Annotated in this window: 24 protein-coding genes; 9 read left to right on the top strand and 15 right to left on the bottom strand. The window is 64.1% G+C overall.

Translation table 11 applies throughout. The features are described 5' to 3' along the window. Nucleotides 1–61: 61 nt before the first annotated feature. From J2X01_RS10255 to J2X01_RS10235, 5 genes are all read right to left on the bottom strand, one after another. On the bottom strand, nucleotides 62–364 hold the full coding sequence (locus J2X01_RS10255; RefSeq protein ID WP_310056490.1) for a DUF4193 domain-containing protein: 303 nt from the start codon (nucleotides 362–364) through the stop codon (nucleotides 62–64). 440 nt (nucleotides 365–804) lie between these two features. Next, entirely contained in the window at nucleotides 805–2736 is a 1932-nt protein-coding gene (gene ribA, locus J2X01_RS10250) for a GTP cyclohydrolase II RibA (protein ID WP_310056489.1), read from the bottom strand. 166 nt (nucleotides 2737–2902) lie between these two features. After that, nucleotides 2903–4369, bottom strand: coding sequence for a cardiolipin synthase (gene cls, locus J2X01_RS10245; protein WP_310056488.1), 1467 nt, complete (start codon nucleotides 4367–4369; stop codon nucleotides 2903–2905). Between the two features lie 67 nt (nucleotides 4370–4436). Continuing rightward, nucleotides 4437–4823: an SHOCT domain-containing protein gene (locus tag J2X01_RS10240; RefSeq protein ID WP_310056486.1), complete on the bottom strand. Its 387-nt coding sequence runs from the start codon at nucleotides 4821–4823 to the stop codon at nucleotides 4437–4439. 201 nt (nucleotides 4824–5024) lie between these two features. Next, entirely contained in the window at nucleotides 5025–7586 is a 2562-nt protein-coding gene (locus J2X01_RS10235) for a helix-turn-helix transcriptional regulator (RefSeq protein WP_310056484.1), read from the bottom strand. Nucleotides 7587–7805: 219 nt separating this feature from the next. On the opposite strand from J2X01_RS10235, the gene J2X01_RS10230 reads away from it, so the two are divergent. From J2X01_RS10230 to J2X01_RS10215, 4 genes are all read left to right on the top strand, one after another. Then, complete coding sequence (locus J2X01_RS10230; protein ID WP_310056482.1) at nucleotides 7806–8366, top strand: potassium channel family protein; 561 nt, start codon at nucleotides 7806–7808, stop codon at nucleotides 8364–8366. Between the two features lie 268 nt (nucleotides 8367–8634). After that, nucleotides 8635–9063: a DUF6325 family protein gene (locus J2X01_RS10225; protein WP_310056481.1), complete on the top strand. Its 429-nt coding sequence runs from the start codon at nucleotides 8635–8637 to the stop codon at nucleotides 9061–9063. 28 nt (nucleotides 9064–9091) lie between these two features. Then, nucleotides 9092–9400 carry an SHOCT domain-containing protein gene (locus tag J2X01_RS10220; RefSeq protein ID WP_310056480.1) on the top strand — a complete coding sequence of 103 codons (309 nt, stop codon included), beginning with the start codon at nucleotides 9092–9094 and terminating at the stop codon, nucleotides 9398–9400. A 322-nt stretch (nucleotides 9401–9722) separates the two neighbouring features. Then, a complete protein-coding gene (locus J2X01_RS10215) occupies nucleotides 9723–10979 on the top strand; it encodes a hypothetical protein (RefSeq protein ID WP_310056479.1) in 1257 nt (418 codons plus the stop codon). Nucleotides 10980–10996: 17 nt separating this feature from the next. Here the strand turns inward: J2X01_RS10215 and J2X01_RS10210 are convergent, their stop codons facing one another. Continuing rightward, on the bottom strand, nucleotides 10997–11827 hold the full coding sequence (locus J2X01_RS10210) for a class II glutamine amidotransferase (protein WP_310056478.1): 831 nt from the start codon (nucleotides 11825–11827) through the stop codon (nucleotides 10997–10999). A gap of 111 nt (nucleotides 11828–11938) precedes the next feature. Further along, nucleotides 11939–12316: a PLD nuclease N-terminal domain-containing protein gene (locus tag J2X01_RS10205; RefSeq protein ID WP_310056477.1), complete on the bottom strand. Its 378-nt coding sequence runs from the start codon at nucleotides 12314–12316 to the stop codon at nucleotides 11939–11941. Between the two features lie 335 nt (nucleotides 12317–12651). Here J2X01_RS10205 and J2X01_RS10200 point away from each other — a divergent pair, with 335 nt between their 5' ends. The 4 genes from J2X01_RS10200 to J2X01_RS10185 all read left to right on the top strand — a co-directional run bounded on the left by J2X01_RS10200 (nucleotide 12652) and on the right by J2X01_RS10185 (nucleotide 15586). Then, nucleotides 12652–13113 (top strand): hypothetical protein, encoded by a 462-nt coding sequence (locus J2X01_RS10200; RefSeq protein WP_310056476.1) that lies wholly within the window; start codon nucleotides 12652–12654, stop codon nucleotides 13111–13113. A 95-nt stretch (nucleotides 13114–13208) separates the two neighbouring features. Further along, nucleotides 13209–13595, top strand: coding sequence for an SHOCT domain-containing protein (locus tag J2X01_RS10195; protein ID WP_310056475.1), 387 nt, complete (start codon nucleotides 13209–13211; stop codon nucleotides 13593–13595). A 131-nt stretch (nucleotides 13596–13726) separates the two neighbouring features. Then, nucleotides 13727–14881, top strand: a complete 1155-nt coding sequence (locus J2X01_RS10190; RefSeq protein ID WP_310056474.1) for an AI-2E family transporter — start codon at nucleotides 13727–13729, stop codon at nucleotides 14879–14881. A gap of 39 nt (nucleotides 14882–14920) precedes the next feature. Then, entirely contained in the window at nucleotides 14921–15586 is a 666-nt protein-coding gene (locus J2X01_RS10185; RefSeq protein ID WP_310056473.1) for a GAP family protein, read from the top strand. A gap of 122 nt (nucleotides 15587–15708) precedes the next feature. Here the strand turns inward: J2X01_RS10185 and J2X01_RS10180 are convergent, their stop codons facing one another. The 8 genes from J2X01_RS10180 to J2X01_RS10145 all read right to left on the bottom strand — a co-directional run bounded on the left by J2X01_RS10180 (nucleotide 15709) and on the right by J2X01_RS10145 (nucleotide 24885). Continuing rightward, nucleotides 15709–16095, bottom strand: coding sequence for a PLDc N-terminal domain-containing protein (locus J2X01_RS10180; protein ID WP_310056471.1), 387 nt, complete (start codon nucleotides 16093–16095; stop codon nucleotides 15709–15711). Between the two features lie 196 nt (nucleotides 16096–16291). Then, nucleotides 16292–17887 (bottom strand): MFS transporter, encoded by a 1596-nt coding sequence (locus J2X01_RS10175; RefSeq protein ID WP_310056470.1) that lies wholly within the window; start codon nucleotides 17885–17887, stop codon nucleotides 16292–16294. A gap of 184 nt (nucleotides 17888–18071) precedes the next feature. Beyond that, complete coding sequence (locus tag J2X01_RS10170; protein ID WP_310056469.1) at nucleotides 18072–19793, bottom strand: SulP family inorganic anion transporter; 1722 nt, start codon at nucleotides 19791–19793, stop codon at nucleotides 18072–18074. A 28-nt stretch (nucleotides 19794–19821) separates the two neighbouring features. Further along, nucleotides 19822–20955 (bottom strand): DUF998 domain-containing protein, encoded by a 1134-nt coding sequence (locus J2X01_RS10165; protein WP_310056468.1) that lies wholly within the window; start codon nucleotides 20953–20955, stop codon nucleotides 19822–19824. A gap of 394 nt (nucleotides 20956–21349) precedes the next feature. Then, nucleotides 21350–21754, bottom strand: a complete 405-nt coding sequence (locus J2X01_RS10160; RefSeq protein WP_310056466.1) for a universal stress protein — start codon at nucleotides 21752–21754, stop codon at nucleotides 21350–21352. Further along, entirely contained in the window at nucleotides 21751–23283 is a 1533-nt protein-coding gene (locus J2X01_RS10155) for a tripartite tricarboxylate transporter permease (RefSeq protein ID WP_310056464.1), read from the bottom strand. Before J2X01_RS10155 ends, J2X01_RS10160 begins: the two co-directional genes overlap by 4 nt. A 10-nt stretch (nucleotides 23284–23293) precedes the next feature. Beyond that, nucleotides 23294–23878 carry a tripartite tricarboxylate transporter TctB family protein gene (locus J2X01_RS10150; RefSeq protein WP_310056461.1) on the bottom strand — a complete coding sequence of 195 codons (585 nt, stop codon included), beginning with the start codon at nucleotides 23876–23878 and terminating at the stop codon, nucleotides 23294–23296. A 5-nt stretch (nucleotides 23879–23883) separates the two neighbouring features. Then, entirely contained in the window at nucleotides 23884–24885 is a 1002-nt protein-coding gene (locus J2X01_RS10145) for a Bug family tripartite tricarboxylate transporter substrate binding protein (RefSeq protein WP_310056459.1), read from the bottom strand. Between the two features lie 141 nt (nucleotides 24886–25026). Here J2X01_RS10145 and J2X01_RS10140 point away from each other — a divergent pair, with 141 nt between their 5' ends. Next, nucleotides 25027–25911, top strand: coding sequence for a LysR family transcriptional regulator (locus tag J2X01_RS10140; protein ID WP_310056458.1), 885 nt, complete (start codon nucleotides 25027–25029; stop codon nucleotides 25909–25911). Nucleotides 25912–26009 lie beyond the last annotated feature (98 nt).

Raw genomic sequence — 26009 nt, 5'->3', positions numbered from 1 at the left:
TCACATAGTTTCGGGCCGTGGCTGCCGCGGCGGATGCGCCCTGCCGGACCGCAGCAGCGGCTTAGCCCTCGCAGTCAACGCAGTAGAAGTGTCCGTTCTTTTCGCGCGCGATTTGGGAGCGGTGCCGGACGAGGAAACAGGAGTAACAGGTAAATTCGTCCTCCGCCTGGGGAATGACCTGGACGACCAGTTCCTCGGCGACGAATTCTCCGCCCGGGGTAATGGATCCGTCCAGCGAATCCGCCTCATCCAGCTCGCTCACCACGCTGCGGGCGTCCGGAGCATTGGCAGACTGCAGGGCTTCAAGGGATCTGTCCTGCGATTCCTTGACGTCGGAACGTACTTCGTCGTAATCGGTTGCCACTGGGGTGATTCTCTCTTCTTCGGATTGCGTTCGGATAGCACTTCAACATACAGAACCGTTCCAGTATTCCCACTTGCTGGGGAATTTTTCGGCTGAGGAACCAGGCAGGTGACGTGTTCGGGGAGCCGGACGGCAGAATGCCGGATCCACCGTATTTTGTACATTCGTTGGACGTATGGCTATATTCGGCTTTGAGTTATTTGGGGGGAATGATGAACAAAGCACAGAGGCGCGCCCATGTCGAGCCACTTTGTCGGGAGTGCGGCTCGCGGGTGATCCCGATCTGGAAGGATGAGCGTTCCACGGCTTCCAACCAGCCAGACTGGCGCGTGAGCGCCCGGCAATGCAGCCGCCAGGGGTGCGGATCGGACGACGCCGGGACCTGGCGCGAATCCTGAGGTCCGGCGGCGACGCTCCAGCCACCGCCCCCGCAGGCACGGTCAGAAGGAGGGAATCGTAAACCCGAGACCCAGCAGGCCGCGGCCTGCCTGCTCCAGGATCGGATCGATCGTCAGGGTTGGGTGGTTGAGAAGAACGTTGACGTCGCGTTGGATCCGCTGAAGCGGGTGCGAAAGCCGGTGCGCACTTCCGCCTGATCCCGCCATGACCAGACGGACCGCCTCAGCCGAAGCCTCCCCGCTGAGGGCGAGCGAGAGCCGATGCCGGGCACGTTCCTCCTCCGTCAACGCTGCAGGCTGACGCTGATAGGCGGCGGAAACAACCCTGATCGCCTCGTCCCACTGCAACCGTGCCGTGACCACGAGCCCGTGCGCCTGCGCGTAACGGGCCTGTGCGAGCGGCGAATCCGCCTGGCGGTTCTCCACGGTGTTTTTGACCTTGCGCACCAGCATCCCCGTGCGGAACAGTTCGACGGCGTGCTCGGCGGCGCCCAGGGCGGCGGCCGGTGCCACCAGGTTCAGCAGCGTGGCCATGGGCGTATGGATGATGGGATCCGAATGGATCAGGCTGCCAGGATTGTCCGCTGCCCCCAGCAACGCCCAGTCCAGCGTTCGGTACTCGGGAACAAAGAGCCGCTCGGTCCGGATGTCATTGCTTCCCGTCCCCCGCAACCCTGCCGTGTGCCACACGTCCAGCAGTTCGACGTCGGAAATCGGGACAAGGCACTGCAGCCGCGTGGAGTCATGCTGCGCCGCCAACAGGACCCACCCGGAGTGCATCACGCCGGAGGCGAAGCTCCACCGGCCCGAAATGACATAGCCTCCCGGGACTTTCTCGGCTGCCCCCACCGGCGCGCCGGTGGCGGCCGCCATGGGAGTGGGACCGTTCGCGAAGACTTCGTCCTGAACGTCCTGCGGCCACCGCGCCAGCATCCAGACGTGCTCGATCAGATGACCAACGGTCCAGGCCGTGGAGGCGCAGCCGCGGGCAAGCCGGCGGACGGACTCCGCGTAGGTCTCGACGCCCATGCCAAATCCGCCGGCAGCCTTCGGAGCCAGCAAATGGAAAACTCCGGCATTCTTCAGTTCCTCCATCGTTGACGTAGGGATCCGGCGGATATTTTCCGTTTCCTCGGCCCGCTCCCGCAGCCGGGGAATGAGACCGTCGATACGGCTGAGCATGTCGTCATGAGTGGGCAACGCGACGTTCGTCGCCGGGTTCATCGCGCGTGCGCCCCCGCCGGCAGGAATGCCTTCGCGGGCGTCGGCCTCGGGTGCGGCGTCGGGCCCGGCTGCGACACCGGCGGTCAGGTCAAGGGTATGGCCGGTATGGTCGCGTTTCGCCGCGAGGTAGCGGTGGTTGGCCGGGGACAAGTGCACCCCGGTGGGGAGCTGTTCAGTGACATCGATGCCAAGGGCGGTAAGCTGGGCAGCCTTGTCCGGATTGTTGCTCAGCAGGCGGACCGTAATCGCGCCGAGGGCCCCCAGCATCTGCGCGGCGGCCTCGTATTCCCGCTCGTCCTCGCCGTGGCCGAGGGCCAGGTTCGCTTCGTAGGTGTCCAGACCGGCATCCTGAAGGGCATAGGCATCAAGCTTCGAGTACAGGCCGATGCCACGACCCTCCTGGCGGAGGTAGAGGAGGAACCCGCCGGCGTCGGCTATCCGCTCGACCGCCTCCCGCAGTTGCGGTCCGCAGTCACAGCGCTCGCTGCCGAACACGTCCCCGGTGAGGCATTCACTATGCAGCCTGACCAGAGCCCCCGGGCCGGCGGGGCCCGGATGCAGCAGCGCCTGCTCCCACTCGCCCAATGCGAGCAGCAAGTGTTCTTTGCCGTCGGCCAGCCCCCGGAACGTCAACACCTCGGCCGTGGTGGTGAAACCGTCCGGAAAACGCAGTGGAACGGTGACCTGGCTGCGGACGGTAGCCGGCGCGGTCGCCAGGAGCGGCGCTGATGACTCGGACAGTACGGTCATCTCAGGTCCAAAAGAGGTGCGTGCATGTGTGGTCCAATCAAGGGGGCATTACTTGAAGATTCAAGTTAACCGTAACTGTGCTTGGTTCACGATGCAAGTGATGTGACGTCCACGCGCGGCTGTGGTCTGCCGAGGGTCCGGTATGCCGCGGACCCGCGGCACGGCGCTATTGGAGTGATGCGGTGAGGCGCGCCAGGTTGTCGAACGCTTTTTGGGCGACGGGTCTCCGCAGCCAGTCCTCGAGCCGCAGTTCGCGGCTGTTCACGCGGTTCTCGTCTTCAATCCCGCGAATGGCGTCCACGAACCATCTTCCGTGCACCAGCACGGATACTTCCATGTTGAGGCTGAACGAGCGAACATCCATGTTGCTGGAGCCGATCACCGCGACCTCTTCATCGATGGTGAAATGCTTCGAGTGCAGCACCTTCGGGGCCCGGTACAGGTAGATCCTGACGCCAGCGCGGAGCAGCGCCTCGTAATAGGACCGCTGCGCGTGATAAACAAGGCTCTGGTCTCCGACCTCGGAAACGAAGAGCTCGACACTTAGCCCCCGCCCGGCGGCCGTGACAATAGCCAACAGGATAGATTCGTCCGGAACGAAGTAGGGGCTAGTGATGCTGACCCGGCGTTCGGCTTTGTGGATGAGCGTGGCGTAGAGCTTGAGATTGTTTTCGTTGTCGAAGCTGGGACCGCTGGGCAGGACCTGGGCATCGATGAAGGCAGAACCCTGGCCTGGGACTCCGGGGCTCGATTCCAGCGCCAGCAGGACACCCGTCTCGCTGTACCAGTCCGTCGCGAATACCGCATCGAGCTCGCGGACCACAGGGCCTTCAATGCGCATCATCAACTCGTGCCACATGAGTCCGCGCTTCAGGTTGCCCTTCTTGTTGTAACTGGCATCGATGAGGTTCTGCGAGCCGGTGAACCCCACCCGGCCATCGACGACGACGATCTTTCGGTGATTCCGAAGGTCCGGCCGCTGCCATTCGCCCCGGAACGGCCGCACCGGCAACATCGGGTGATATTCAGCGCCGATGTCCTGGAGAAGCGCCAGGGTTTCTTTCCGGCGCGGAAACATCAGCCCGGACAGGTGATCGGAGAGCACTCTGACGGCAACGCCCCGTCCCGTGGCCCTCTCCAGTGCCTGGAAAAACGGGGCCGTGGTGGCATCAAGCGCCAGAATGTAGAACTCCACGTGCACGTAACTCGTCGCCGAATCGATCTCGGCGATCATGACATCGAAGGCGCCGTTGTACTCGGGCAGGAGCTCCGCGCTGTTGCCTTTGACCATGGGGAGCGCCCCCAGGTTGTTGTTCAACGCCACCGCGGAATGCAGCCACTCCGGCCAGTCCTGGCCCTGGCTGACCAACGGGCTTCCCTCGGTCCGGGACAGGACCAGGCTATTGACCTCCCGCTGTTTGTCCCGGCGGGCCTTGGGCAGTTTCGAGTACCCGACAAAAAAGAACACAATGGCACCGAGTATCGGTATGAATATTATGGCGAGAACCCACGCAATTGCAGAGGAAGGGCGGCGGTTCATCGAGACGAGGACGGCTGCGACGGCCACGAGGAAGATATGGGTGGCCAGCAGGAGGGCCGCAATCGTTTCCGGGCGCTGGAGGAAATCTCGCACAGCTAACCTGCGGCACTTCGGACGGGCACGACGTCCGGCAACCGGTTTGGGAGGACCTCGGGCGCTTTCAGACCAGCACCCGGCCCTTGATTTTTTCAAACTCTTCAGGGCTGATTGTTCCAGCGTCCAGCAGAGCCTTGGCTTTGGAGATCTCCTCGGTCGGGTTCGCCGTTGCGACCTTGCGGATATACGAGTCGGCGGCGTCCTGGTCACGCCGGGCACGTTCCACCGACCGCTCGGCCATGCCGTCACCGCGGGCAGCCAGGTACACCAGCAGGCTCAGGAGAGGCACGAAGCAGAGGAAGAAGATCCAGACGGCCTTCCACCAGCCGTTCAGACCGTGGTCTCGAAAGATGTCGCCGATGATCGCGAATACGCCAAACAAGTAGGCAAAGAAGACACACGCGGTGAAGAACCACCAGAAGATATCCCAGAAGTTTTCCCAGAAACTCATTTCAATTCGCTGCTTTCAATTAGTCGCGTCCGACGGCGGACGTCGGAAGTTGACACCGAGTGCGGCGTTGACATGTCGAGGTTCCTCTCCGGGATGGACTGTCCCCCAGCCCGACCAGTGGCAGGCTTAACCAGTGTCGGCGGGCAGCCGGCCGCGGGCCTCACCCGCTGCGGATGAAATCCCGGTGGTGCCCGGACAGGTTCAGACGATCCCGCGTTCGGCAGCCGTTTTGAGGGCATCGCGCCGTCCCGCCGCGCCGAGTTTGCGGTAGATGGACCGTTCGTGCGTCTTGACGGTGTTGACGGAAATGAAGAGTGCATCGGCAATCTCGGCCGCTGTCATTACTGAGCGCATGTAGGCCAGAACCTCACGCTCGCGGTCGGTCAGGGTCCAATAGGATCGTGTCCGGAGGTGTGGATGACTTTGCGCATGGCGAGCCATCCGGGCTGCAATGAACGCCTCATGCGTGGTGCCCCAGACGGCGTGCCGGATCAGTAGTTCCGCCAGTTCGTCTCTTCGCTCCGCGAAAGGAAGCAGGACGGACTGGGGCTCGGCCAGATAGACCGCATGTTCTATCCGCTCGTGGACCATCGCCTCATCCCCGTTCCCGTGGGCAAGGAGCGCTTCCGTCAGACTCAGGCTCGTGTCGAGATAACGGTTGTGATGTCGGCCAGACAATGCCTGGGCACAGAGTTGCGCGGCGTCAGCTTCCCCTCCTCGCCGCAGGAGTTCCGCCAGGAGCGTGTCGACCAGGGGGGCATGCCCGCCGGCCCCGAGAGGCTGGACAATGGTGAGGGCGCCGTCGAGGTCGCCCCTTGCTTCGGAAATCTTCGCCCTGGCTATGGTGTGGAATGCGTTCCACGACGCTCCGTACAGCCCCCGGTCATGGAAGGTCTCCAGCGCCGCGCCGGAATCCGCAAGATGGGATAGATCACCGGTGGCACAGTCAACCAGGACCCGGTAGACGACGCTGAGCGGTCCGAGCGGGAACAGCCGGCCCCCAAGTCGCTGGGCTTTTGCAAGGTGGGCGCGGGCCCCCTTCAACTCGTCCCTCCAGTAGAAGGCAATCCCGCGCGCCAGCCAGGCCGCCGCCATCTTGTCCTGCGAGCTCCAGCCGAGCCCGTCTGCCGTCTCCAGCGCCCGCGTCGCCTGTTCGTCGGCGGTCGTAAGGTCTCCCGCTGCTGCGAATGCCAACGCGAGTTCCGCATCGGCGCACACTTCCACTGCCTCCAGCTGCTTTTCGGCGCCGGCGGCCGTGGCCGATTGCAGCAGGACGGTTGCTTGGTCCGCGATTCGGTGCAAACGGAACTCCGCCTGGGCGGCCAGGAACAGGCCTGAGGAACTGCCGGAATTACCGTCGGCGGCAACGTTGGCGAGTGACCCGAAGTCGGCGGCCGGGCCGCGCAAAACGACAGCTCCGCTGGCCGGGGACGGTTCGAAGAGCGCCCGGAATTGGTCGAGCTTCCCTCGGCGTACTTCATCAAGCACCGAGGTACGCGCCAGGGCAAGCTGAGTGAGTTCCGAGGCGGCCGCGCCGTCGTCGTCCAGGCCACGGCAGACGGACCTGATCATCAAGACCTCAGGGTCGTCGCCCCACGGAGCCGGCAACTCCCGGCACATCTTCTCGAGGGCTTGGGCTCCATGCTGCAGCAAGAATTCAAGCCAGTGTTTGCCTAGCGAGGCGACAGCCAGTCCGGGCGCACGACCCTGAAGCGCGTGCGCGACGCTTTCACTCACGTCGGCATCCTGGTAATAGCGCGCAGCAACGCCGTGCAGACTTTCGGCAAGAAGAGGGTCCCTCCGCTCCAGAATTCGCCGGCACTGCGCTGCAAACAGCGAGTGCCAACGGTACTGGGATTCGCCGCCGCCGTATTGGTGTTCCTCGATGAACAGACCGTTGCGCAGGCACGCCTCAAGCAGCATGCCGCCGTCGGGCCTGCCTTGCAGCTCGACGGCGAGTCGGCGCCCAAGCCACTCGGACGTCGTGGCGCGAAGGACGAAGTCCGCAAGCGACGTGTCCAACTGGTCAAGGATCTCCTCGGCGATGTAATCGGCGAGGGGTAGGTTGGCTGGCACGATAGTGGTGATCCGGCCGGGCAAGTTGCCGGCCGGCGCCAGGGAGCTGAGGCTCGCGTGGACGGCCACCGGCCATCCTGCTGTCAGCATCCAGAGCGATCCGGCATCGAACTCTGCGTCCTGCCCCAGCGAACAAGCGAACTGGGCGACTTCCGCCGTCGTGAAGGCGAGTTCCGCGGCGCCAATCTCGCCAAGGCCCTCCCCGTACCGGAGCCTCTCCAACTGGATGGGAGGATGACCCCGTCCGGAGAGGACCAGCCGCAATGTTGGAGGGGCCGAGGCGGCGAGCACTCCGACGATTCCGGTGGACAGTCCCGGCCCGGCCAAGTGGACGTCGTCGATGACCAGCCCAATCGGCTCGGTGAGTTGCTCCAGGGCCCCCAGCAGAAGGTCGTAGGAGGACGCACGGTCGTGGGCAAGATTCCGGTCCAGGGCCACCAGGGCGTTGTTGCCGGGCATGGGAAGCTGGCTTGCCGCGGCCTGAATTGCCCCGACGACCCCGTGAAAGAGCCGTGCTGGCTGAGTGTCGAAACGGTCCAGCGACAACCAGGCACAGGGCAAATCGCAATTTCGAACCCAGTCGCCCAGCAGCGTGGACTTGCCATAGCCGGCCGGCGCTGCCACGACAGTCACCCGGTGGGAATCAGCGGCCGCCGTCAGGGCGTCTTCCAGACGCGGGCGCTCCAAGGCCCCCAGGCCGCGCAGTGGTGGCCGGATTCTGAATTGCGGGCCAGGCACTCGGCCGGGAGTTTTAGATTGTCCCACGCGATTTATCCTAGGGACGTGCATTTCGGTCCAATAGGGTCATTAGGTCCTTGTGCCTGCCTCCCGGACGCCGGAATGTCCGGCTCGCAGGCACGGTTGCCGCGGCCCGGGAGAAGAATCTGCGCGGGAGTAACATCAGTCATGGCCGCAAAGCAGGGTACCCGGAAAGATCCGGTCTTTGTCCGTCAGCTCGATAGGGCAGCCAGGCGTCACGTCGTAATAATCACGGCATTCCGCCTGGCTGCATTTCTGGCGATAATCCTCTTTCTCTTCTTCGCCATTCCAGTAGGCGGATTCAACGAGGACAATCCTGCGGCGGCGTGGATCCGCCTCGTGGCCGTCCTGCTCGTATTTCTGAGCGCCCTGGCCCTTCAATTGCGCTTGATCACCGCGGCGGAGGTACCCCAGGTCCGGGCCGCCGAAGCCGTCGTCGAGACCGTCCTGATGTTTCTGTGTCTCTTCGCTTTGCTCTACACATCCATGGCCACCACCGACCCTGCGGCCTTTACCGAACCCTTAACAAGGCTCGACGCCCTGTATTTTACGACGGTCACATTTGCCACCGTCGGGTTCGGGGATATTACGCCCGTGAGCCAGCTCGCGCGGGGAGTCGTGACGGTCCAGATGATCGCTGGGATGGGTGCCCTAGTCATGGTCGCAAAGGTCGCCTTCTTTGCGGCAGGGCGGCGGCTTCGCGGGTAGTCACCGGCACGCTTTCCCTGCTGCCTTCACGCGGACGCGGCCATGCCTTTCGTGCCGGAGCGCAGCCGGGATGCTCACCCGAAAGGGGTGAGCGCTGCCCTGGACACCGGATGCGCCGTCCCCGGGCGCCGTTCCCGCCGCAAGTGTGTTTCCACGTGCCGGACCAACAGATCACCCTAGGCGGGTGGGGCTGGGCCGGCGTTCCGCCCGGACAATGAAGATTGTCACGACTGCCGACGGGGGAACAGACGGGGGAACAGGAGTTCACATGAAGATCGGCCCATTGGAAGTGATTATCTGTGCCTTTCCAAAACCAGCCATCGACGCGACCGTTATCAAAGCGCTCAGCGAGACGGTCAAGTCTGGTGCGGTGGCCCTGGCAGATTTTGCCCTCGTGAGCAGGGATGGAGAGGGCGTGGTTCACGTCCGCGACCTGCAGGATGATCTGCCTGCGGCATGGTCCAGCATGATCCCCGATTCCCGGCCGCTGACTCTGCTCAACGACTCCGACCTTGAGTTGGCGGCGGAAGCGATCGGGCACAACGAAATAGCGCTGGTCGCTGTTCTCGAACACCGCTGGGCGCAGCGGCTTTCAGAAGAAGTACGTCGCTCAGGCGGTGTTACCGCGCTGCAGGCCAGGATCCCCCAGGAAGAGGCTGTCGTGGCCATCGAAGCGGACGGCGTCGCAACAACCTGACGTGATACATGGACGGAAGGAACCTCCCATGCCATTTGCCAGAGGCGGCCGGCCCGGGCTGCTCGGAACGGTCGCTCAAACGACCGGCATTTCGGGCACGGCACAGGTGAGGGCCAACACCAACAAACGCCGGGCGGCGGGACCGAACCAAGAACCGACGATCCGCGACGCCCCGGCCCCGCATGCTCCCGCGCGCCGGCCGACTCCGGCCGACCCACCCGCGCCGAAAGACGGAGGCCAGCTGGCCGACCAGCTCTCGCGACTGGCCGATCTGCGCAACGCCGGCCTCCTCACCGACGACGAATTCACCGCAGCGAAATCCCGGCTCCTGATGTGATGCCCGTCTGGGAAACCAGTCACTCTTACCCGAAACCAGACCTTGGAGGTGGTTCGCGTGTTGCGATCCAACAGTCTCGCTTCTGTCCCGGCGCTGGGGGCTGCACCGGCCCGTCCGGCCCACGAGGGCCCGAATGTGGAGTCCGCACGACGAGACCCTATCCAGGCGGAGCGCCCTCATGTCACTCCATGACGACGCCAGCGGCCCCGGCAGCACGGAACACAACGAAATACTGCGCTTGCGCGCCGAAGTCGCCCGCCTTCAGCTCGAAAGAGACGATGCCCAAAGGGCCAGCCTTAAACCCGCAGGACCTGAACGGAGCATGGCCCGCCGGGTTGTTGCGGTTGTCCTGGTGGTGCTGACCGCCGTCCTGGCCTGCGCCGCAGTGCCTGCCCTGTACCTGCGCAGCGAAGTCCTCGACACTGACCGCTACGTTGCAACAGTCGCACCGCTGGCCTCAGACCCGGCGATCCAGGCGGAGATCGCCAACAAGGTCACCACGCAGATCACCGACGCAGCGGACATCGAAGGGATCACTCGGGCGGCGATGGTTGAACTCGGAACCGTCGCACCCCGTGCCGCCGCGGTGATCACCGGGCTGGCACCCGCCATCGCGGAGCAGACCAAGTCCCTGATCCACACCGCTGTCTCCAAATTCGTGGCGAGTCCGCAGTTCCAGGACCTCTGGATCCAGGTCAACCGGGTGGCGCACCAGGGGCTCGTCAACCTTGCTACGGGAAACACGGGCGGCACCGTCAGTATTGACCAAAGCGGTACTGTAACGATCTCCACCAAGGAGATCATTGCCCGGGTCAAGACTCTCCTTGTCGAGCAAGGGGTGGGCATCGCCTCGAGGATTCCTGAAGTTGACGCCCAGATTACGCTGTTGCAATCACCGGAACTGGCCAGGGCCGCCGCGGCAATCAGTACGCTGGACCGGACCGCGCCAATCCTGGCCTGGATGACCGTGCTAAGCGCCTTGGGTGCCATTGCGGTGGCGCCGCGAGGCTGGAGGCGTCGCACGACAAGCAGAGTCGGGTTGGGGATAGCAGTGGCGATGGCCTTGCTGGCCCTCGGCCTGGCCATTGGGCTGGACATATTCCTCGGCACGATCCCGTCGGCCAGTGTCTCCCCCGCGGCGGCTCAAACACTCGTTGATACCCTGCTGACGCCACTCCGGAGCGGCATTCGATTTGTATTCGTGGTGGCTTTGCTGATGGCCCTGGCCGCATTCCTTAGCGGCCATTCGCGCCCTGCTGAATATGTCCGGCAGGGATTGGCGCGGACCGGAGATTACCTGACCGGGAAGGTCGGCGGCGGACAAGCCAAACCGTGGCAACACTGGCTGGCCCGCTTCCGGCGAATCCTGGAGGCCGCCATCGTGGGCGTCGCGGTGCTGGTCCTTATCCTCTGGCAGTACCCGACGGCGGCTGTGGCCATCTGGACGGCAGTCCTGGCCGGTCTGGCAATTCTCCTTATCGAGCTCCTGTGCCGGCCTGCCGTAGCCGCTGGGCATGCCGCCGAGCCCGTGACGGGCGGTACCCCGGCGGAGCCGAATCCAACACGTCCGCTCCCATGAAGGCCGTGGCGCTGGCGCTAGGACACTGAGGGCGAAAACGGGAATAGGTCTTCGCCGCCCCCGTGCACCACAACGCAGGTGGCATCCGGTACTTCCCGCCACGCGCCGCGGAGGTCCCCCAGAGGCTCGGAGACGACCAAGCGGGCATTGTCCGCGAGCTCCTGAAGCACCGGATTGTCCGGGTACTGGGCGCGGAGCGTGGCGATGTCAGTGTTGTGGAAGAGCGACCTGGAGTGGCGTTCGCTGGAGTAGCGGAACGCCCAGGTGGTGTCGCCGTCGGTAGTTGCCACGGTCATCTGGATGGGATGTTCGATGCCGTGGCGCCGTCCGGTGTCTTCGATCAGCCCAACCGCTGCAGCGACCGCCCCGCGGGGGTCCTGTTCCAGTCCGAAGGTGAGCGCGAGGTAGAAGAACATTTCGGAGTCCGTTGATCCCTCGATCTCGGGATACAGCCCAGGCTCGACGGCCATGGCCAGCTCGCGCTTCACAGCCGGAAAATCCGTGATGAGCCCGTTGTGCATCCAGAGCCAGCGGCCGTGCCGGAAGGGATGGCAGTTCGTCTGTTGCACCGCGCTGCCGGTGGTTGCCCGGATGTGCGCGAAGACGCGGCGGGAGGATGCCTGCGCTGCGAGCTCGCGCAGGTTGCGGTCATGCCACGCGGGTTCCGTGCTGTGGAAAACTCCGGGTTCCGGGGAGGTTCCGTACCAGCCCACGCCGAAGCCGTCCCCATTGGTGGTCTCCACCCCCATACGCGAGTGTTTACTCTGAATCACGAGCGAGTTAGCGGGCTTATAGAGCAGCTCTTCCAGATTCACGGGCGAACCCGAATATGCGAGCCAACGGCACATGTCATTCTCCTTCTCCTCAGGAATCACCACGATTCCATCACCGGTTTCGAGCCGGCACATCATCTCCCGCGGGTGAACCACCCGCACAGCGGTCCGGTTACTGGCGCAGCACTACTGGCGCAGCACGCGTTGCTTGAGCGCAGTGAATTCCTCCGCAGTCAGGGTGCCATCGTCCATCAGGGTCTTGGCCTGGGCGATCTGTTCCGCAGGGTTGGTTCCGGCCGTTCTGCGGAGGTAGCCGTCGAAATCATCCCTGGCCGCATCAGTCCGGGCGGCCTGCCGCAGCGACATGGACTGCCCGTGGGCTATCAGATACGCCAGGCCGCCGAAGACCGGGAGAAAGATCAGGACGAGCACCCAGATGGCTTTGCTCCACCCAGAGCGGTTGGAATCAGCGAATAGGTCTTTGACGATCAGAACGAGAACCACCAGGTACGAAACGTAGAGAACAAACGAAATCATGAGCCAAAAGAAATCCCAGAAAGTCATCTATCTTCCTCCCAGCCGAATTGTTTGGGTTCCGCCGTCACGCCAAACGCACTGCCCGCCGGAAACCCCGGCAGGGGCATGCCATCGCATCCGTGGAATGCCCGCATCTTCCCACAATCCCTGCCACGCCGGAAAGGTCCACCGGCCTGGATCCCGCACACTTCGGCCAGGCTGGGAGAAGCGGATCAGAAAGCACACGTCGTGGGGCCGAACCTTGCCGCAGCACCCGCCCATATCACTCCCTGCGGGTGATTCATACGCCCTGCTCCGGGCTAACGATGGTTCTACCTGCCAGTGATTGGGCTGCCAGGGGAACGCCCCGAGAAAGGCCTCCCATGTCGAGACCACAACCCGCACTCGCGCGATTCATCGCGCTGGGCGTGGCGGTCGCGCTGCTGACCGGCTGCAGCACCACCAGTCCCCCGGCCAGCACGTCCAGCCCGCAGGTGAGCACCGCCAGCCCACAACCGACAGTTTCCCCGGTCTGCACTGCCGCCGACGCCCTTGCCGACGCGCTCACTGCGTTCAAGGACACCGTCACAGCAGGTGCCACCGTGGAGCAGGTCCGTGCCGCCCGGGATCAGGTTGTCGCGAGCTATGACGCACTGGTCAAGGAGATTGGAAACGTGGCCAAAGGGCGCGTGGACGCAGTTGTGGCGGCCCACGACAGGTTCGCGGCCGCAGTCAACGACGTTCCCGACGACGCCACCCTGGCCGAAGCAGCCGACTCCCTGCGGGACGAAGCCGCGAACTTCCAGGGCGCGCTGAGCGACCTCGTGACGGAGGCTAAGTGCTAGGTCCGGACTTCTCCGGTGGACCTGACGTCCGCCTCACATCCTTCCAACGCCGCGTTCACGGGCAACGCCGCATCAAATGAAAGTAGGGCATCCAAATGAGTTTCTGGGAAAACTTTTGGGACATCTTCTGGTGGTTCTTCATCGTTTATGCATTTTTCGCATTCCTGTATGCGCTGTGGATCGTCATTGCCGACCTGTTTCGCGATCGCGAGCTCAGCGGCTGGTGGAAGGCCGTCTGGATTGTCTTCCTGGCCTTCCTGCCCTTCCTGACGCTGCTGGTGTACATGGTTGCCCGTGGCAAGGGTATAGCCGAGCGGTCCAGGGAACGGGCACAGCGGGACCAGGAATCCGCAGATTCCTATATCCGCAGTGTCACGAGCACGAGCCCGAGCGACGAAATCGCCAAAGCCAAGTCCCTACTGGACGCCGGCACCATCAGCGCTGACGAATTCGAAAGGATCAAGGCGAGGGTCACCAGCTGACACAACCAAGGTCTCGCTGTGCATCTGCCCCTGCGTCGACCCGGGCACGGGCAGGCAGGCTCGACGCCGCCCTGAACGACCGCCTCGACGACGTGGCGGCCAAGTTTCCAAGGCCAATGAAGGAGGGCTCAATGGGGCAGGAACCATCGGAGTCCGGCCCGCGGCCTGCACTTCCCCGCTCGGTCATCATCCTGCTCGCCCTGGCCGGCGCCGCTGTCGTCGCTTTCGGCCTTGCCGCGGTGCGAGGGATCGTCACCCCCATGTTCTTCGCCTTTGTGCTCACACTCTGCGTCCACCCGCTGCGGCGCTGGATGCAAGGTCGCGGGGTGCCCCGGGGAATCGCCACAGGAACCACCATCGCGGCCGTCTTCGCCCTGCTGACGGGATTCACCGCAGTCCTGGTTGCCTCACTTGCACAGTTCTCCGCGCTGTTGCCGCAGTTCGCTCCCCAGATGGAGCAGCTGGGTGACTCCATCGCCCAGATGCTGCAGTCTATTGGATTCGGCCCAGAACAGACGCAGACAGTCCTGGAGGGGCTGACTCCCGGCCGCATCATCGGGTTCCTCGGAGGCCTCCTCGGGAACATCGCAAGCCTTGCTGGCAGCCTCGTGATCATCCTGACGTTGCTCATCCTGATGGCGGTGGACGGATCAAGCATCCCTGCCCTACTGACCCACCTGCAGTTTCACCGGCCGGCCCTGGTCACCGCATTCAACGGCTTTGCAGTCGGCGTTCGCCGGTACATGATCGCCACCACTGTCCTCGGAGTAGCCCAGGGTATCTTCAACTGGCTCGTCCTGGTCGTCCTGCAGGTCCCGGGCGCGCTGCTTTGGGGGTTGCTGTCCTTCATTTGCAGCTTCATCCCCAACATTGGCTACTTCATCGCGATAATCCCGCCGCTGTTTTTTGGATTTCTCACCGGCGGATGGCCGACCGTCCTTGCTGTCATCGTCATCTACGGCGGGATCAACAGCATTGTACAGTCCATCATTCAGCCGAGATACGTGGGGAACGCAGTTGCCCTCAGTGAGACGTTAACCTTCATCTCCGTGTTGTTTTGGGCCGTCGTCCTGGGCCCTGTCGGTGCCATCCTGGCCGTGCCCCTGACACTCCTTGTCCGCACGATCCTTCTCGACTCAGACCCGTCCGTCGCCTGGTGGCGTCCCTTGACGGGTGACAAGAAGGACCTCGAAGTTCTCCTCAAACAGGAAGACGACGCGATCCGCGCCCGCAGGGCTCGGCGGGGACCGGACAGCCCAGACGACGGCAGCACCCCGAAGGCATGAGATGCCGTCGGCGTGCTGCCCAGGCAAGGTGACTGCCACGTGCTGAGCCTCGTCACCAATCTGGCGCTGTTCGCCCTCGCCGGGGCGATCAGCACCGTCCCCGTGAGCATCACCATCATGATCCTGCTCTCCCCCAATCCACGCCGCGGGGCCCTGCCTTTCCTGATTGGCAGCCTCACCGGTTCGGTCGCGCTTGTCGGCCTTTCCGCTGTCGGGTTGCACTTCCTGCCCGTACGGCGGCAGCTCGGTCAGGACACCCTCCTGACGTCGCTCGGCCTGTTGATCGGTGTCTTTCTCATCGGCTACGCGGCATACCTGTTCCGGCGCAGTGACCAGGCCGACAGTGCCGTGCTGGGGAAACTCCGAACGCGGTTCCAGTCGGCCAGGCCCTGGGAATTCGTGGTCCTGGGACTGGGCATGAATCTGCGCCCCAAGGCGATCCTGCTCGGTGTGACCGCCGGTGCGCTGATCAGTCTCCGGGAACCGCCGCTGCTCCAGGGAACACTCTTCGTGTTGGCTTATGCCGCCGTCACCCAGTCCGCCGTCGTCGTACCTATCGCCGTATGGCTGCACTCCCCCGAGCGGGCCGAAGTGCCCCTGACCGCCATCTACACGTGGATGCAGCACAACGGACGCATCATTGCGGCGATCACGACGCTGGCAATCGGATTGTTCATTGTCTTCTACACCGTTGCCCAGCTCTGAACGTACAAGTTCAAGGCTGACCGCGCAGAAGCTGACGGCGCGAACTGTCGTGGCGCGCAGGAGCGTCCCGGCGATGACCGCCGGGACGCTCCTGCTCCACGTGGTGCTACGCCAACCCGCTGTCAGACCAGCGCGCTGCTCTTGATCTTGGCGAACTCGTCCGCGCTGATCGTCCCGGCGTCCAGGAGAGCCTTGGCCTTGGAGATCTCCTCCGTTGGGCTCGACGTCGCGACCTGGCGGATGTACGCATCGGCGGCCTCCTGGTTTTGGCGGGCCCGTTCCATCGCCCGCTCAGTCATGCCCTTACCGCGGGCAATCAGGTACACGAGCAGGCTCAGGAACGGCACGAAGGCCAGGAAAACAATCCAGACGGCCTTCAACCAGCCGTTCAGCTGCTGGTCGCGAAAAATGTCACCGATGACGATCCACAGCGCATACAGGAAAGCGAAGAATGCGTACACGCAAATAAACCACCAGAAGATATCCCAAAAGTTCTCCCAGAAACTCATTTAACTTCCCTACTTTCAGTTATTGGCTTTGTACGCGTACGCGGCCATGGGTGGGAATGGAGTTAGTTACAGGTCTCGGTCATCGCCTGGCGGCCTGACCACACCGGCCGGTAAAAACATTGTCTGCCGGGCGCCCCGTGGTATTCCTCATCCACTGGGGGTGAAATCCCCGGTCGGGAAAAGCGTGCTGCGACGCTTATCCCAAAATCGCGCCTTCGCCGGTGCCGGAGGGTCTGGGATCAGGCAGCCGCATCATGCGGAAAGAAGTGACCAGCCCGCTGAGCCCGGCCAGGATGGGAACCAGCAGGGCAATCTGGAGGGCCAAGGGCCGTGCCTCCGTGTTGATGCGGAGAATTTCGTTCTGGATATCCTCCGGTTGGCCGGCGAGCTGTTCCTGGAGTTGCGCGTCGCTCATCAATTGGGCGTCGTTTTCCAGTACCGTCGCGACCTGCTGCTGCTCGGCGGGCGGAAGGACGGTGCTGGAATTGGACAAGCCGATGAAGATGGTCGAGAGCGATGCCAGCATGATGCCGCCGGCGAACGCGAGTCCGAAGGACAAACCGAACGATCCCGCCGCCGAGTTCACGCTGGCGGCCTCGCTGACCCGCTCGTCCGAAATTGGGGACAGGGTGTAGTTGTTGAGCTGGGATACCAGCAGCCCCAGGCCACCGCCTGAGATGATTAGCGGGATCAGGAGCCACCAGCCGGAGTCCGCGCGCGGCACGATCGGGACCAGCACCACCAAACCCACGATCAGGAGCAGGAAGCCCCACCGGATGAGACTGGCCGGGCGCCGCGTCCCGGCCCTCTTCCCGGCGATCATGGCGACCGCGAACATGGTGAGAGAGAGCGGGGCGATCGACAGCCCTGACTGCATCGCGTTGTATCCGAGCACCATCTGAAGGTAGATGGGCAGCACGATCATGGTGCCGCCCAGAGCGATCTGCTGGAGCATTTGGCCCGTGGCACCAAAGCGGAAGGTTTTCGACTGGAACAGGTCCGGGTCCAGCAGCGTCGGCTTGTTACGGCGTTTGCGCTGAACGAGCCAGTAGACCAGGCCGCCCAGTCCGACCGCGCCCACGGCCAGGAGTGCGGCCACCGATTCGCCGCCTTCCTGCCAGACCAGAATGCCTAGCACCACTCCGCCCATACCCACGATGGACAGAATGGAACCGAAGATATCCAGCTCCCGGGGCCCGGTGTATGGTACGTCGCGAACGAGCTTGATGCCTGAGAGTACGACCGCGATGATGAGGGCCTCTAGCAGGAAGGCGACGCGCCAGGACAGGAACGTGGTGATGAAACCGCCGAGCAAAGGCCCGACGGCGGCGGCGATCGCTGCCGAGGCTCCGACCATTGCATAGACCCGGTGCTGGGCCTCGCCCTCGAAATTTCCGTGGATAAGGGACTGCATGGCAGGGAGCAGGAGGGACGCACCCAACCCGCCGATCACCGCCCAGAAGATGATGATCGGGAGAAGGCTCTGGGCCAGCGTCATCGACAGGGCACCGACCGCGTAGCAGGCAAGACCGATCACGTAGGCACGCTTGCGCCCGATGAGGTCACCAATCTTGCCGCCGATCAGGATAAAGGCAGCGGATACCAGCGCCTCAAGGGCGATCGTCGACTGGAGTCCGCTGACGGTCGCGCCGATGTCCTTCACCACGGCGGAGATCGAGACGTTCATGATCGAGGTGTCGACCACGAGCACGAACATCGCCATGGCCAGCAGCAGCGCGAGTCTGCCGTTGAACGGCTTCACTTCCGGGGTGCCGCCGACAGGTGTGCTCATCCGTGGTCCCCTTCCGGGCTCGTGGCATCCCGGTACATGGTCAAACCAAGCATGTCGCCTCCTCTGGAGTGGCCTTCCAGCAACTCATCCGGCACTGGTCGACACCTATCGCGTGCTGACCCCAAGCTAGCTGTTCGGCGTGGGGCGCAAATCATTCCCGACGGGTGAGCTTGCCGGCAGGCTGTTAGCCCTGCCCCTCCGCATGCCTCTTCAGGGCTGCCGCCTGTTCCGCCTGCACGGCTCTGAAGACGTTGCCGTGGATCATGTCCGCGCCGATCCGTTCGATCACGCCATCCCTTTCCAGCGTCGCCCGCACCGCGGGCTTCAGCCGGACCAGGCGCAGGGTGACGTCCGACTCGTGGGCGAGGTCCGCGATCTCCGCCATCTTTGCCGTGCCCTGGGAGTCGACGAAGTTGATCCCGCCGCATTCGAGAACAATTCCGGTGAGCCCCGGCGTTGAGTGAATCACCTCACGCAGGCGATCTTCCAGGGCGTCCGCGGTGGCGAAAAAGAGGCCGCCGTCGAACCGGATCACCGCGACGCCGGGAATCACTTCGTCGCCTGGGTTCTCGTCGGCTTCACGGAAGACCTGCGTACCCGGTTGGCGGCCGAGGGAGGGCATCTCCGGATGGGTAGCCCTCCCGACCAGCCAGATGAGCGAGAGCCCGATCCCGATCATGACGCCCGCGAGCACGCCAAAGACCAGGGTGCCGACGACTGCCGCGACGGCGATCCAGAAGTCGAATCTTTGCACCCGGGCCAGCCGCCGCATCTCCGGCAGGTCCATCATGCCCATCACAACGGCTTCGATAATGAGGGCTGCCAGTACCGGCTTGGGCAGGATCGAAAAGAGCGGCGCCAGGACAAGCAGCGTGAGCAGAACGGTCACACCTGAGGTGAGTGACGCTACCCCCGTCTTGGCCCCGGAGTGGTCATTCAGCGAACTCGCCGACAGGCTCGTCGAGACCGGCATCCCCTTAAACAGTCCCGCGGCGGTATTGGCGAGCGACTGGGCAATTGTCTCCTGGTTGATGTCGATCTGGTAGTGGTGTTTGGCGGCGAACGCGCGCGCGTCCCCTGCGGTCTGGGAAAAGCCGATCAGCACCAGCGCCACCGCTGCGATGGCGACGGTGCCTGCGTGCTCCCACATCAGTTGACCGTTGGGGACCTCCAGCGACGGCAACCCCCTGGGCACGTCCCCCACCAGGGCCACTCCCTTGGCCCCAAGATCGAACAACGCCGCCGACAGCAATCCGCCCACCACCAGGACCAGGGCCCCGGGGACGCGGGGCGCGATTGCCCGCAGCCCGAACACGACGGCGAGCGCGATCACGCCGACGACCACCGTGGCCTGCTGCGCCTCGCCCAGGGTCCCCAGCCAGGACCGCAGTTCCTGGATCGGGTTGGAGCCTGTGACCTCGGTCCCGGTGAGCTTGGGGAGTTCCCCGATAACAACGTCAATTGCCGCGCCGAAGAGGAACCCGGTGACCACGGCGCGCGAGAGGAACTGCGCAATCCAGCCCATCTTCAACACAGCGAGAAGCAGAAACAGGACGCCGGAGGCCAGAGTGATCCCCGCTACGAACGAGGCGACCTCCTCACCGCTGGTGATGCCGGCGGCGAGCACCGCGCTCGCCGCGACCGCCGCCAGTCCTGAGCTGGGCCCCATCGAAATTTGCCGGCAGGAGCCGAGGACCCCGTACACGATGGCGCCGGCTGCCGCGGCATACAGGCCGTTCTGCAGGGGAATCCCCGCGATACCGGCGTACCCGAGATTCTTGGGAACGATAAGGGCCGCGACGGTGAGCCCTGCGATCAGATCCCCCCGCAGCCAGGTCCGGTCATAGGATCGGAGCTGGCCGACGAGGGGCACCACCGACAAGCGACTTCGCGCTGATTTCTTCATGCCTCGTCCTACTCGTGGCTGCCACCCATCAGGGCTCGGTAGTTGACTTATCCTGCCCGGGGGCAGCAGGGCGGCGCCCGGCCTCCGTTCGCTGGAACTGCCGGCGGGCCGGCGGGTTCGCATCGAGCTGGTCGGCATCGACGGCGGCGAGGTTTCGGATCAGGACGATCAGCCAGGCGAAGACCAGGGAGGCCGCGATGAGCTCCACCGCGGTGAGGTTGTAGTAGCCGAAAGGGAAGTACATCAGGACGGCAAAAGCAATGACCGCCAAAAAGACTAACCCCAGCGCATTGAAGGTCGCAGGCATCGAAGGAACGAGGGCCCGCATACGGACAATGAGCGTCCCGAATACGAGCACCATTCCGGAGGCGGCCAGCGTGTGGAGGCCGAAGCGCTCATCGACGGGGAACAGGCCCACACAGGCGAGCAGAATGCCGATAAGGACGATGCCGCCTTCCAGCAGTCGCACCCGACGGCGCGAGGACGCGGTATTTGCCTGCCATGCGAGCGTCTTCGTCGAGTATCCGGCCAGGGTGGTGACCACGACGCCTGCCACGATCAGTGTCACGTTGAAAGTCACCCCGGAGACATCCGAGGTCATCCCGAGGGCACTGAGGTGTTCCTGCCACCACTGGGGGTCCTCTGCGGTGAGCATGCTTGTGAGTATGCCGGCGACGAGGAAGACGGCCAGGAGCGCGGCGAGCCGGTAGGCGTTCATGGTGACCGCGGAGAGGTACGCGGTGTAGGCACTGACGGCTCCCGTGGTCCCGACGATGATGGCCCCTGCCAGGGGGTACAGGACTGCACCCACGAACGCCTGCTGGAAAATGGCGAACAGCGCCAGCCAGCCAAGCAGGAAGATGGAGGCGTGGGCCAGCGCAAGCGCGGTGACGTCAACGATATTGCGTGTCCGGCCGGCCTCCGGGACTCGGGATGGTTCGGGGCCCCGCCGTTGCAGGGAACCGATCACTGCTGCCGCGGCGCCGAGGACCGCCGTCCCCAGCGCGGCGATGTCGCCCACCGAACCCCGTCCCGACAGAGCCACGGGTTCCCGCCCGACCAGCAGGAGCCCCGCGACGCCGAGGATGAGAAAGGCCCCGCCGCCGATGATGAGCGCCCGCGACTCGGATGTGACCGCTGCGTGGTTCTTCAGGGCTAACATCGCTCACTTCGCTTCGCCTGGGAGTATCCCCACGCTACGGCTGCCGCGGCCGGGTGCCGTCACCCGCAAAGGATGAAACCCGTCGGCCGGATCTGCCCACCGGACGGCAGATCCCCTCTCCCCGATTCGGCCCGCAGGGTGTTGAATGGTAGTGGAGGCGGCGCCTGCGCGGAACGCGGCAAGGGGCTGGTCTCATGTTGCTTGCCGGAGCCGTGTAGTCCGGCGCGAAACGGGGTCGGCGACGCTTGAGAGCCCTCTGAGACCGGGGTTCTCTCCCCCAGCCGTCGTCGGCCCCCCGGCTGTTCCGGCAAACTTCTCCGGGCGACGCGCGGCAGGGCGGGTCCCAACCTGGTGGTTCGGACCCGCCCTGCCGCGGGCCTCGCGCAGTGGCCCCCTAGCGCCCGGCGCCGTCGGCCTTCACGGCGAGAACCGGACGGTCAGCCTGGATCAGGATGCGCTGGGCATGGCTGCCCATGATGAATTTGCCCACTTGGGAGCGGTGCCGCAGGCCGATGACAATCAATGAGGCATTGACCTCCCGGGCGAGGTCAAGAAACTCGTCCGCCAAGTCTTGCTGATACGAGGATTGCATCACCGAGGCCGTAACGCCGGCGTCCGCGGCGCGTTTGGCCGCCTCCTCAAGAAGCGCGGCGGTGGCAACGGCCTTGTCTACCAGTGCGCCCTGGCGTGCCGAATTGACGATGACGAGGTCTTCGTTCCGGAGGGAGGCCTCCGCGATGCCGGCCGTGAGTGCGGCCTCCCCCGCAGGCGTGGGGACGAAACCGACAATGATGCTCATACCTTCTCCTTGATTTGTTCAGGTGCGGGCACTCCAGGGGCGGAGGGCTTGCGCTTGGCCAGCACGGTCCGGATGCCCGGGAAAACTGCGACCAGCACGAAGACGATGAGCAGCGTCGCCGAAATCGGGCGGCCGAAGAATCCCGTCGGGTCCCCGCCGAACACGAGCAGGGACCGGCGCAAGGAGCTTTCCAGAAGGGACCCGAGGACGAAGGCCAGCACCAGCGGTCCCGGTTCGAAGCCGAACTTCTTCATGAGGTAGCCGATGATGCCGAATACGACGACGAGCGTTACATCGAACATGCTGTTGTTGATGGTGTACGCGCCCAGCAGAGTGATGAGGGCGGTGACGGGGGCAAGAATTGCCGCCCGCACCCGAAGGATTTTTACGAACAGCCCAACCAGCGGCAGGCTCATGATGAGCAGCAGGATATTGCCGATATACATGGAATTCACAACGCCCCAGAACAGGTCCGGGTGCTCTTCGACGAGCTGGGGACCGGGCGTCACACCTTGGATCAGGAGTGCACCGAACATCAGCGCCATGGTGGCGTTCGCCGGGATCCCCAGCGTGAGCAGGGGGATGAACGACGAGGTTGCGGCGGCGTTGTTGGCCGTTTCGGGACCGGCGACGCCTTCGGGAGCACCCTTTCCGAACCGTTCAGGCTGCTTGGCCCGCTTTTTCTCCATGGCATAGGACGCCATCGAGGCAATGGTTGCGCCGCCGCCGGGCAGGATTCCCAGGAAGAAGCCAAGGACCGAGCCCCGGCCGATCGCTCCCGAGGCCTGCTTGAGGTCAGCGCGGGAGGGCCAGACGTTGGTGACCTTCGAGGGGGCCTTGGCGGCGCGGTGCCGTTCCTCGAGGTTGTAAAGGATTTCGCCAAGTCCGAACACGCCCATCGCGATCGGGACGAAGTCGATGCCGTCAGCAAGCTCCAGGCTTCCGAATGTGAAGCGGCTCTCGCCGGTAAAGATGTCGCGCCCCACCGTGGCGAGGAGCAATCCGAGGGCCGCGGCGATGAGCGCCTTCGTCTTGGATCCGTTGCTGATGGTTGCCACGAGGAGGATCCCGAGCAGAGCCAGCGCCGAGTATTCGGCCGGGCCGAAGTCGAGGGCAAAACTCGCCACGATCGGCGCCAGGAAAGTGAGGCCGATGATGGCGGCCGTACCGCCGACGAAGGAGCCGATGGAGGCCAGGCCGAGTGCGGTGCCCGCCTTGCCCTGTTTCGCCATCTGGTAGCCGTCAAAGACCGTGACCACCGACGATGCTTCGCCTGGGAGCTTCAGCAACACAGACGTGATGGTGCCGCCGTACTGTGCCCCGTAGAAGATGCCGGCCAGCATAATGATGGCGGTGACAGGTTCGACGTTGTAGGTGAGCGGGAGCAGGATGGCGATGGTTGCCGCGGGCCCCAGTCCGGGCAGCACACCGATCAACATGCCGATGACGACGCCGATCAGGCAGTACAGGAGGTTGGTCGGCTCCAGGACAACGGCAAATCCGTTGATCACGGGATTCAGAAAATCCACGGGGGTTCTCCTAGAAGAGGTGGGGAATGGAGGTGTTGAGCGCCAGGACAAAAATGCCGTAGAACGCAGCCACGACGATGGCACTGACCAGCAGTGTGGAGCGCCAGGTTTCGCCGCCGAGGAACCGCATCCAGATGATGCACAGAACGACGGCGGGCAGCTCAAAGCCGATCACCGGCATCAGTGCCACCATGGCGGCGAGTGTGACGAGCCCGGTCAGGGGAGCCATCGACATGCGGGTGAATTTCTCCGCGTCCCGGTTGTGCCGCCCGATGACGAGCTGGAAGAGTCCAAGGACCACCATGACGCAGCTGATCATAAACGGCCACAGTCCGGGCTGCGGCGCTGCCGGAGTACCCAGGCCCATCGCCAACGACAGGAGCAGCGCACCGGTGCCGACGCCGAGGACCACGAGCGAGGCGGCGGCATTGGCCAGGGCACCGGCGGCAGGAGGCTTTTCGTCCTCCCACTGGGCGGCCAGCTGCTCGGGCGTGAGATCCTCCGGAAAGTCATCGGGAGTGCCGGGGGCGTCCCCGCCGGAGCGGGAAGCGGCATGGCTTTCCTCTCCGGCGGACACGGGGTGTGCTGCTGTCACACGAATCACTTCGTCCCGCTGAGGCTGATGCTGTACTTCTCCACCAGGGATTTGTACTTCGCGGCGTAGTCCTTCCACTGTGTGACGACTTCCTCGCCGGAAATCTCCTTCGGGGTCAGCAGGTTCTGCTCATTGAATGACTTGTAGGCGTCCGATTTGAACGTCTCCCGGAGGGCGGCGAGCAGTTTGTCCTTCACATCCTGCGGGGTTCCCTTCGGAGCAGCAACTGCCCGGTACTGGGCCACGGGTACGTCATAGCCAGATTCCTTGGCGGTGGGCGTGTCCGGAAGGAAGGAGTTCCGCTCTTCGGAGAACACCAGAAGCGGGGTAACTTTCCCTGCCTTGATCTGCGGCATCGCTTCGCCGAGCTGGACGGTTGCCAGTTCCACCTGGTTGCCCAGTACCGCAGTCAATGCCGGTTTGCCGCTGTCAAAGGGCACATCGGTTCCCTTCACGTCGGCCTGCTTGAAAAGCACCGTCTGCGCCAGCTGGCTGCCGGTGCCCACGCCCGTGGTGCCGAATGTGATGTTCCGGCCTGCCCCGGTCACATCCTTGATGGTCTTGAACCCTGAATCCCCGCTGGCGACGAGCACGTAGTCGTCCTGGGACAAACCGGCGATGACATCGAAGTCATCGATGTCCACTGCCTCGTCCGGGGTGACAGCCAGTGGGGTGATGGTGATCAGGGAGGCGTTGAGCAGAACCAGGTTCTGTCCGTCGGCCGGCTTGCCCGCGACCTCCTTACTGGCCAGTGCGCCGTTGGCTCCCGGCTTGTTCACCACCGGCATCGGGGCGCCGAGGGTCTTGGCGGCGCCTTCCGAGATGGCGCGGGCGATGAGATCGGTGCTGCCCCCGGGCGCTTGGCCAACCGTGAAGTTGACCGGCCCATTCGGATATTTTGCGGAATCGGTGCTGCCGCCGGCGACGTTGCCACAGGCGGTCAGTGCCAAGAGCGTGACGGCGGAGGCCACCCCGAGAACGGCGCGGCGCGTTGGGAAGTGCATCATTGAAACTCCTCATTGGTGGTCGGGGCCTGAGCCCTGGAAGCATGTGAACCGCATCACGCCAGTTCGCTGAATTGAGTGTAGGGAGACGCTATGATGCGTGTCTAAGCCCAAATGTGCATCAAGTGATACCCGGAAGGCATAATGTTTACCTTTGACCAGCTGGCAGGATTTATCGCGGTAGCGGAGGAGCTTCACTTCGGCCGGGCGGCCGAACGCCTCAACATGACCCAGCCTCCGCTGAGCCGGCAGATCCAGAAGCTGGAACGGAGTGTCGGCGCCGAACTCCTCCAACGCGACAACCGGAAGGTTCAGTTGACTCATGCCGGCGTTGCCTTCCTCGATGAGGCCAGGCGCCTGCTGGCGCTCGCCGAGCGTGCTCCCCTGACCGCGCGGCGCATCGCCTCGGGCCGTTCGGGCCTCCTGCGCATCGGCTTCACTGCCGCGAGTGGCCTCAGCATTCTGGGCCCCCTGCTGGAGGAGATCGCCACCAGGCTGCCCGACGTCGACATCGACCTTCAGGAACTGGTGACCGGCGAGCAGGTTCAGGCGCTGCAGACCGGCGAACTGGATCTTGGCCTGGCCCGGCCACCCTTTGACGGCGAGGTGTTTGATTCCCATTTGCTCTACCGCGAGTCCCTGGTGCTCGCCGTCCCGACGGGTCACCCACTGGCACTCCTGGGCCGGGACATCGACAACGACGAACTCAAGGATGAGCCGATCATCATGCACTCGCCACTGCAGGCGCGGTACTTCTACGACCTCGTGATTCGCACGTTCCCGGTCCAGCACGGCAACGTGGTCCACACGGTGAGCCAGATCCTGACGATGGTTTCGCTGGTGGCAGCCAACCGCGGCGTCGCTTTCGTGCCGCACTCCGCGACGGCCCTGGGAATCCACGGTGTTGAATTCCTGCCCTTGGCGGGCAGCAAGGGGGAACCCGTGGAACTCCACGCCATCTGGAATCGCAAGGTGGAAAACCCTGCGCTGGGTCGACTGCTGACCGAACTGGAATATCAAATGGAATGACCTTGTATCAACCGGAGGGCTCGTCAGGACGATGCACGCAGGGTATCAATACATACAAAAATGAACTTAGACAGGCATGAGAGGCGAGCCTACGCTGA

Origin of the sequence: Arthrobacter ginsengisoli (genome assembly GCF_031456935.1) — a bacterium.
GTDB lineage: Bacteria > Actinomycetota > Actinomycetes > Actinomycetales > Micrococcaceae > Arthrobacter > Arthrobacter ginsengisoli.
The sequence above is the reverse complement of the archived record's forward strand: the minus strand, read 5'-3'. Positions and strand labels throughout refer to the sequence as shown.

What these genes read in the sequence shown, in the direction of transcription:
- J2X01_RS10190 (WP_310056474.1), top strand. Translation starts at nt 13,727, where the DNA reads ATGGGGCAGGAACCATCGGAGTCCGGCCCGCGGCCTGCACTTCCCCGC.
- J2X01_RS10160 (WP_310056466.1), bottom strand. Translation starts at nt 21,754, where the DNA reads ATGAGCATCATTGTCGGTTTCGTCCCCACGCCTGCGGGGGAGGCCGCA.
- J2X01_RS10180 (WP_310056471.1), bottom strand. Translation starts at nt 16,095, where the DNA reads ATGAGTTTCTGGGAGAACTTTTGGGATATCTTCTGGTGGTTTATTTGC.
- J2X01_RS10140 (WP_310056458.1), top strand. Translation starts at nt 25,027, where the DNA reads ATGTTTACCTTTGACCAGCTGGCAGGATTTATCGCGGTAGCGGAGGAG.
- ribA (WP_310056489.1), bottom strand. Translation starts at nt 2,736, where the DNA reads ATGACCGTACTGTCCGAGTCATCAGCGCCGCTCCTGGCGACCGCGCCG.
- J2X01_RS10230 (WP_310056482.1), top strand. Translation starts at nt 7,806, where the DNA reads ATGGCCGCAAAGCAGGGTACCCGGAAAGATCCGGTCTTTGTCCGTCAG.
- J2X01_RS10215 (WP_310056479.1), top strand. Translation starts at nt 9,723, where the DNA reads ATGGCCCGCCGGGTTGTTGCGGTTGTCCTGGTGGTGCTGACCGCCGTC.
- J2X01_RS10170 (WP_310056469.1), bottom strand. Translation starts at nt 19,793, where the DNA reads ATGAAGAAATCAGCGCGAAGTCGCTTGTCGGTGGTGCCCCTCGTCGGC.
- J2X01_RS10175 (WP_310056470.1), bottom strand. Translation starts at nt 17,887, where the DNA reads ATGAGCACACCTGTCGGCGGCACCCCGGAAGTGAAGCCGTTCAACGGC.
- J2X01_RS10220 (WP_310056480.1), top strand. Translation starts at nt 9,092, where the DNA reads ATGCCATTTGCCAGAGGCGGCCGGCCCGGGCTGCTCGGAACGGTCGCT.
- J2X01_RS10225 (WP_310056481.1), top strand. Translation starts at nt 8,635, where the DNA reads ATGAAGATCGGCCCATTGGAAGTGATTATCTGTGCCTTTCCAAAACCA.
- J2X01_RS10205 (WP_310056477.1), bottom strand. Translation starts at nt 12,316, where the DNA reads ATGACTTTCTGGGATTTCTTTTGGCTCATGATTTCGTTTGTTCTCTAC.
- J2X01_RS10210 (WP_310056478.1), bottom strand. Translation starts at nt 11,827, where the DNA reads ATGTGCCGTTGGCTCGCATATTCGGGTTCGCCCGTGAATCTGGAAGAG.
- J2X01_RS10240 (WP_310056486.1), bottom strand. Translation starts at nt 4,823, where the DNA reads ATGAGTTTCTGGGAAAACTTCTGGGATATCTTCTGGTGGTTCTTCACC.
- J2X01_RS10165 (WP_310056468.1), bottom strand. Translation starts at nt 20,955, where the DNA reads ATGTTAGCCCTGAAGAACCACGCAGCGGTCACATCCGAGTCGCGGGCG.
- J2X01_RS10195 (WP_310056475.1), top strand. Translation starts at nt 13,209, where the DNA reads ATGAGTTTCTGGGAAAACTTTTGGGACATCTTCTGGTGGTTCTTCATC.
- J2X01_RS10145 (WP_310056459.1), bottom strand. Translation starts at nt 24,885, where the DNA reads ATGATGCACTTCCCAACGCGCCGCGCCGTTCTCGGGGTGGCCTCCGCC.
- J2X01_RS10200 (WP_310056476.1), top strand. Translation starts at nt 12,652, where the DNA reads ATGTCGAGACCACAACCCGCACTCGCGCGATTCATCGCGCTGGGCGTG.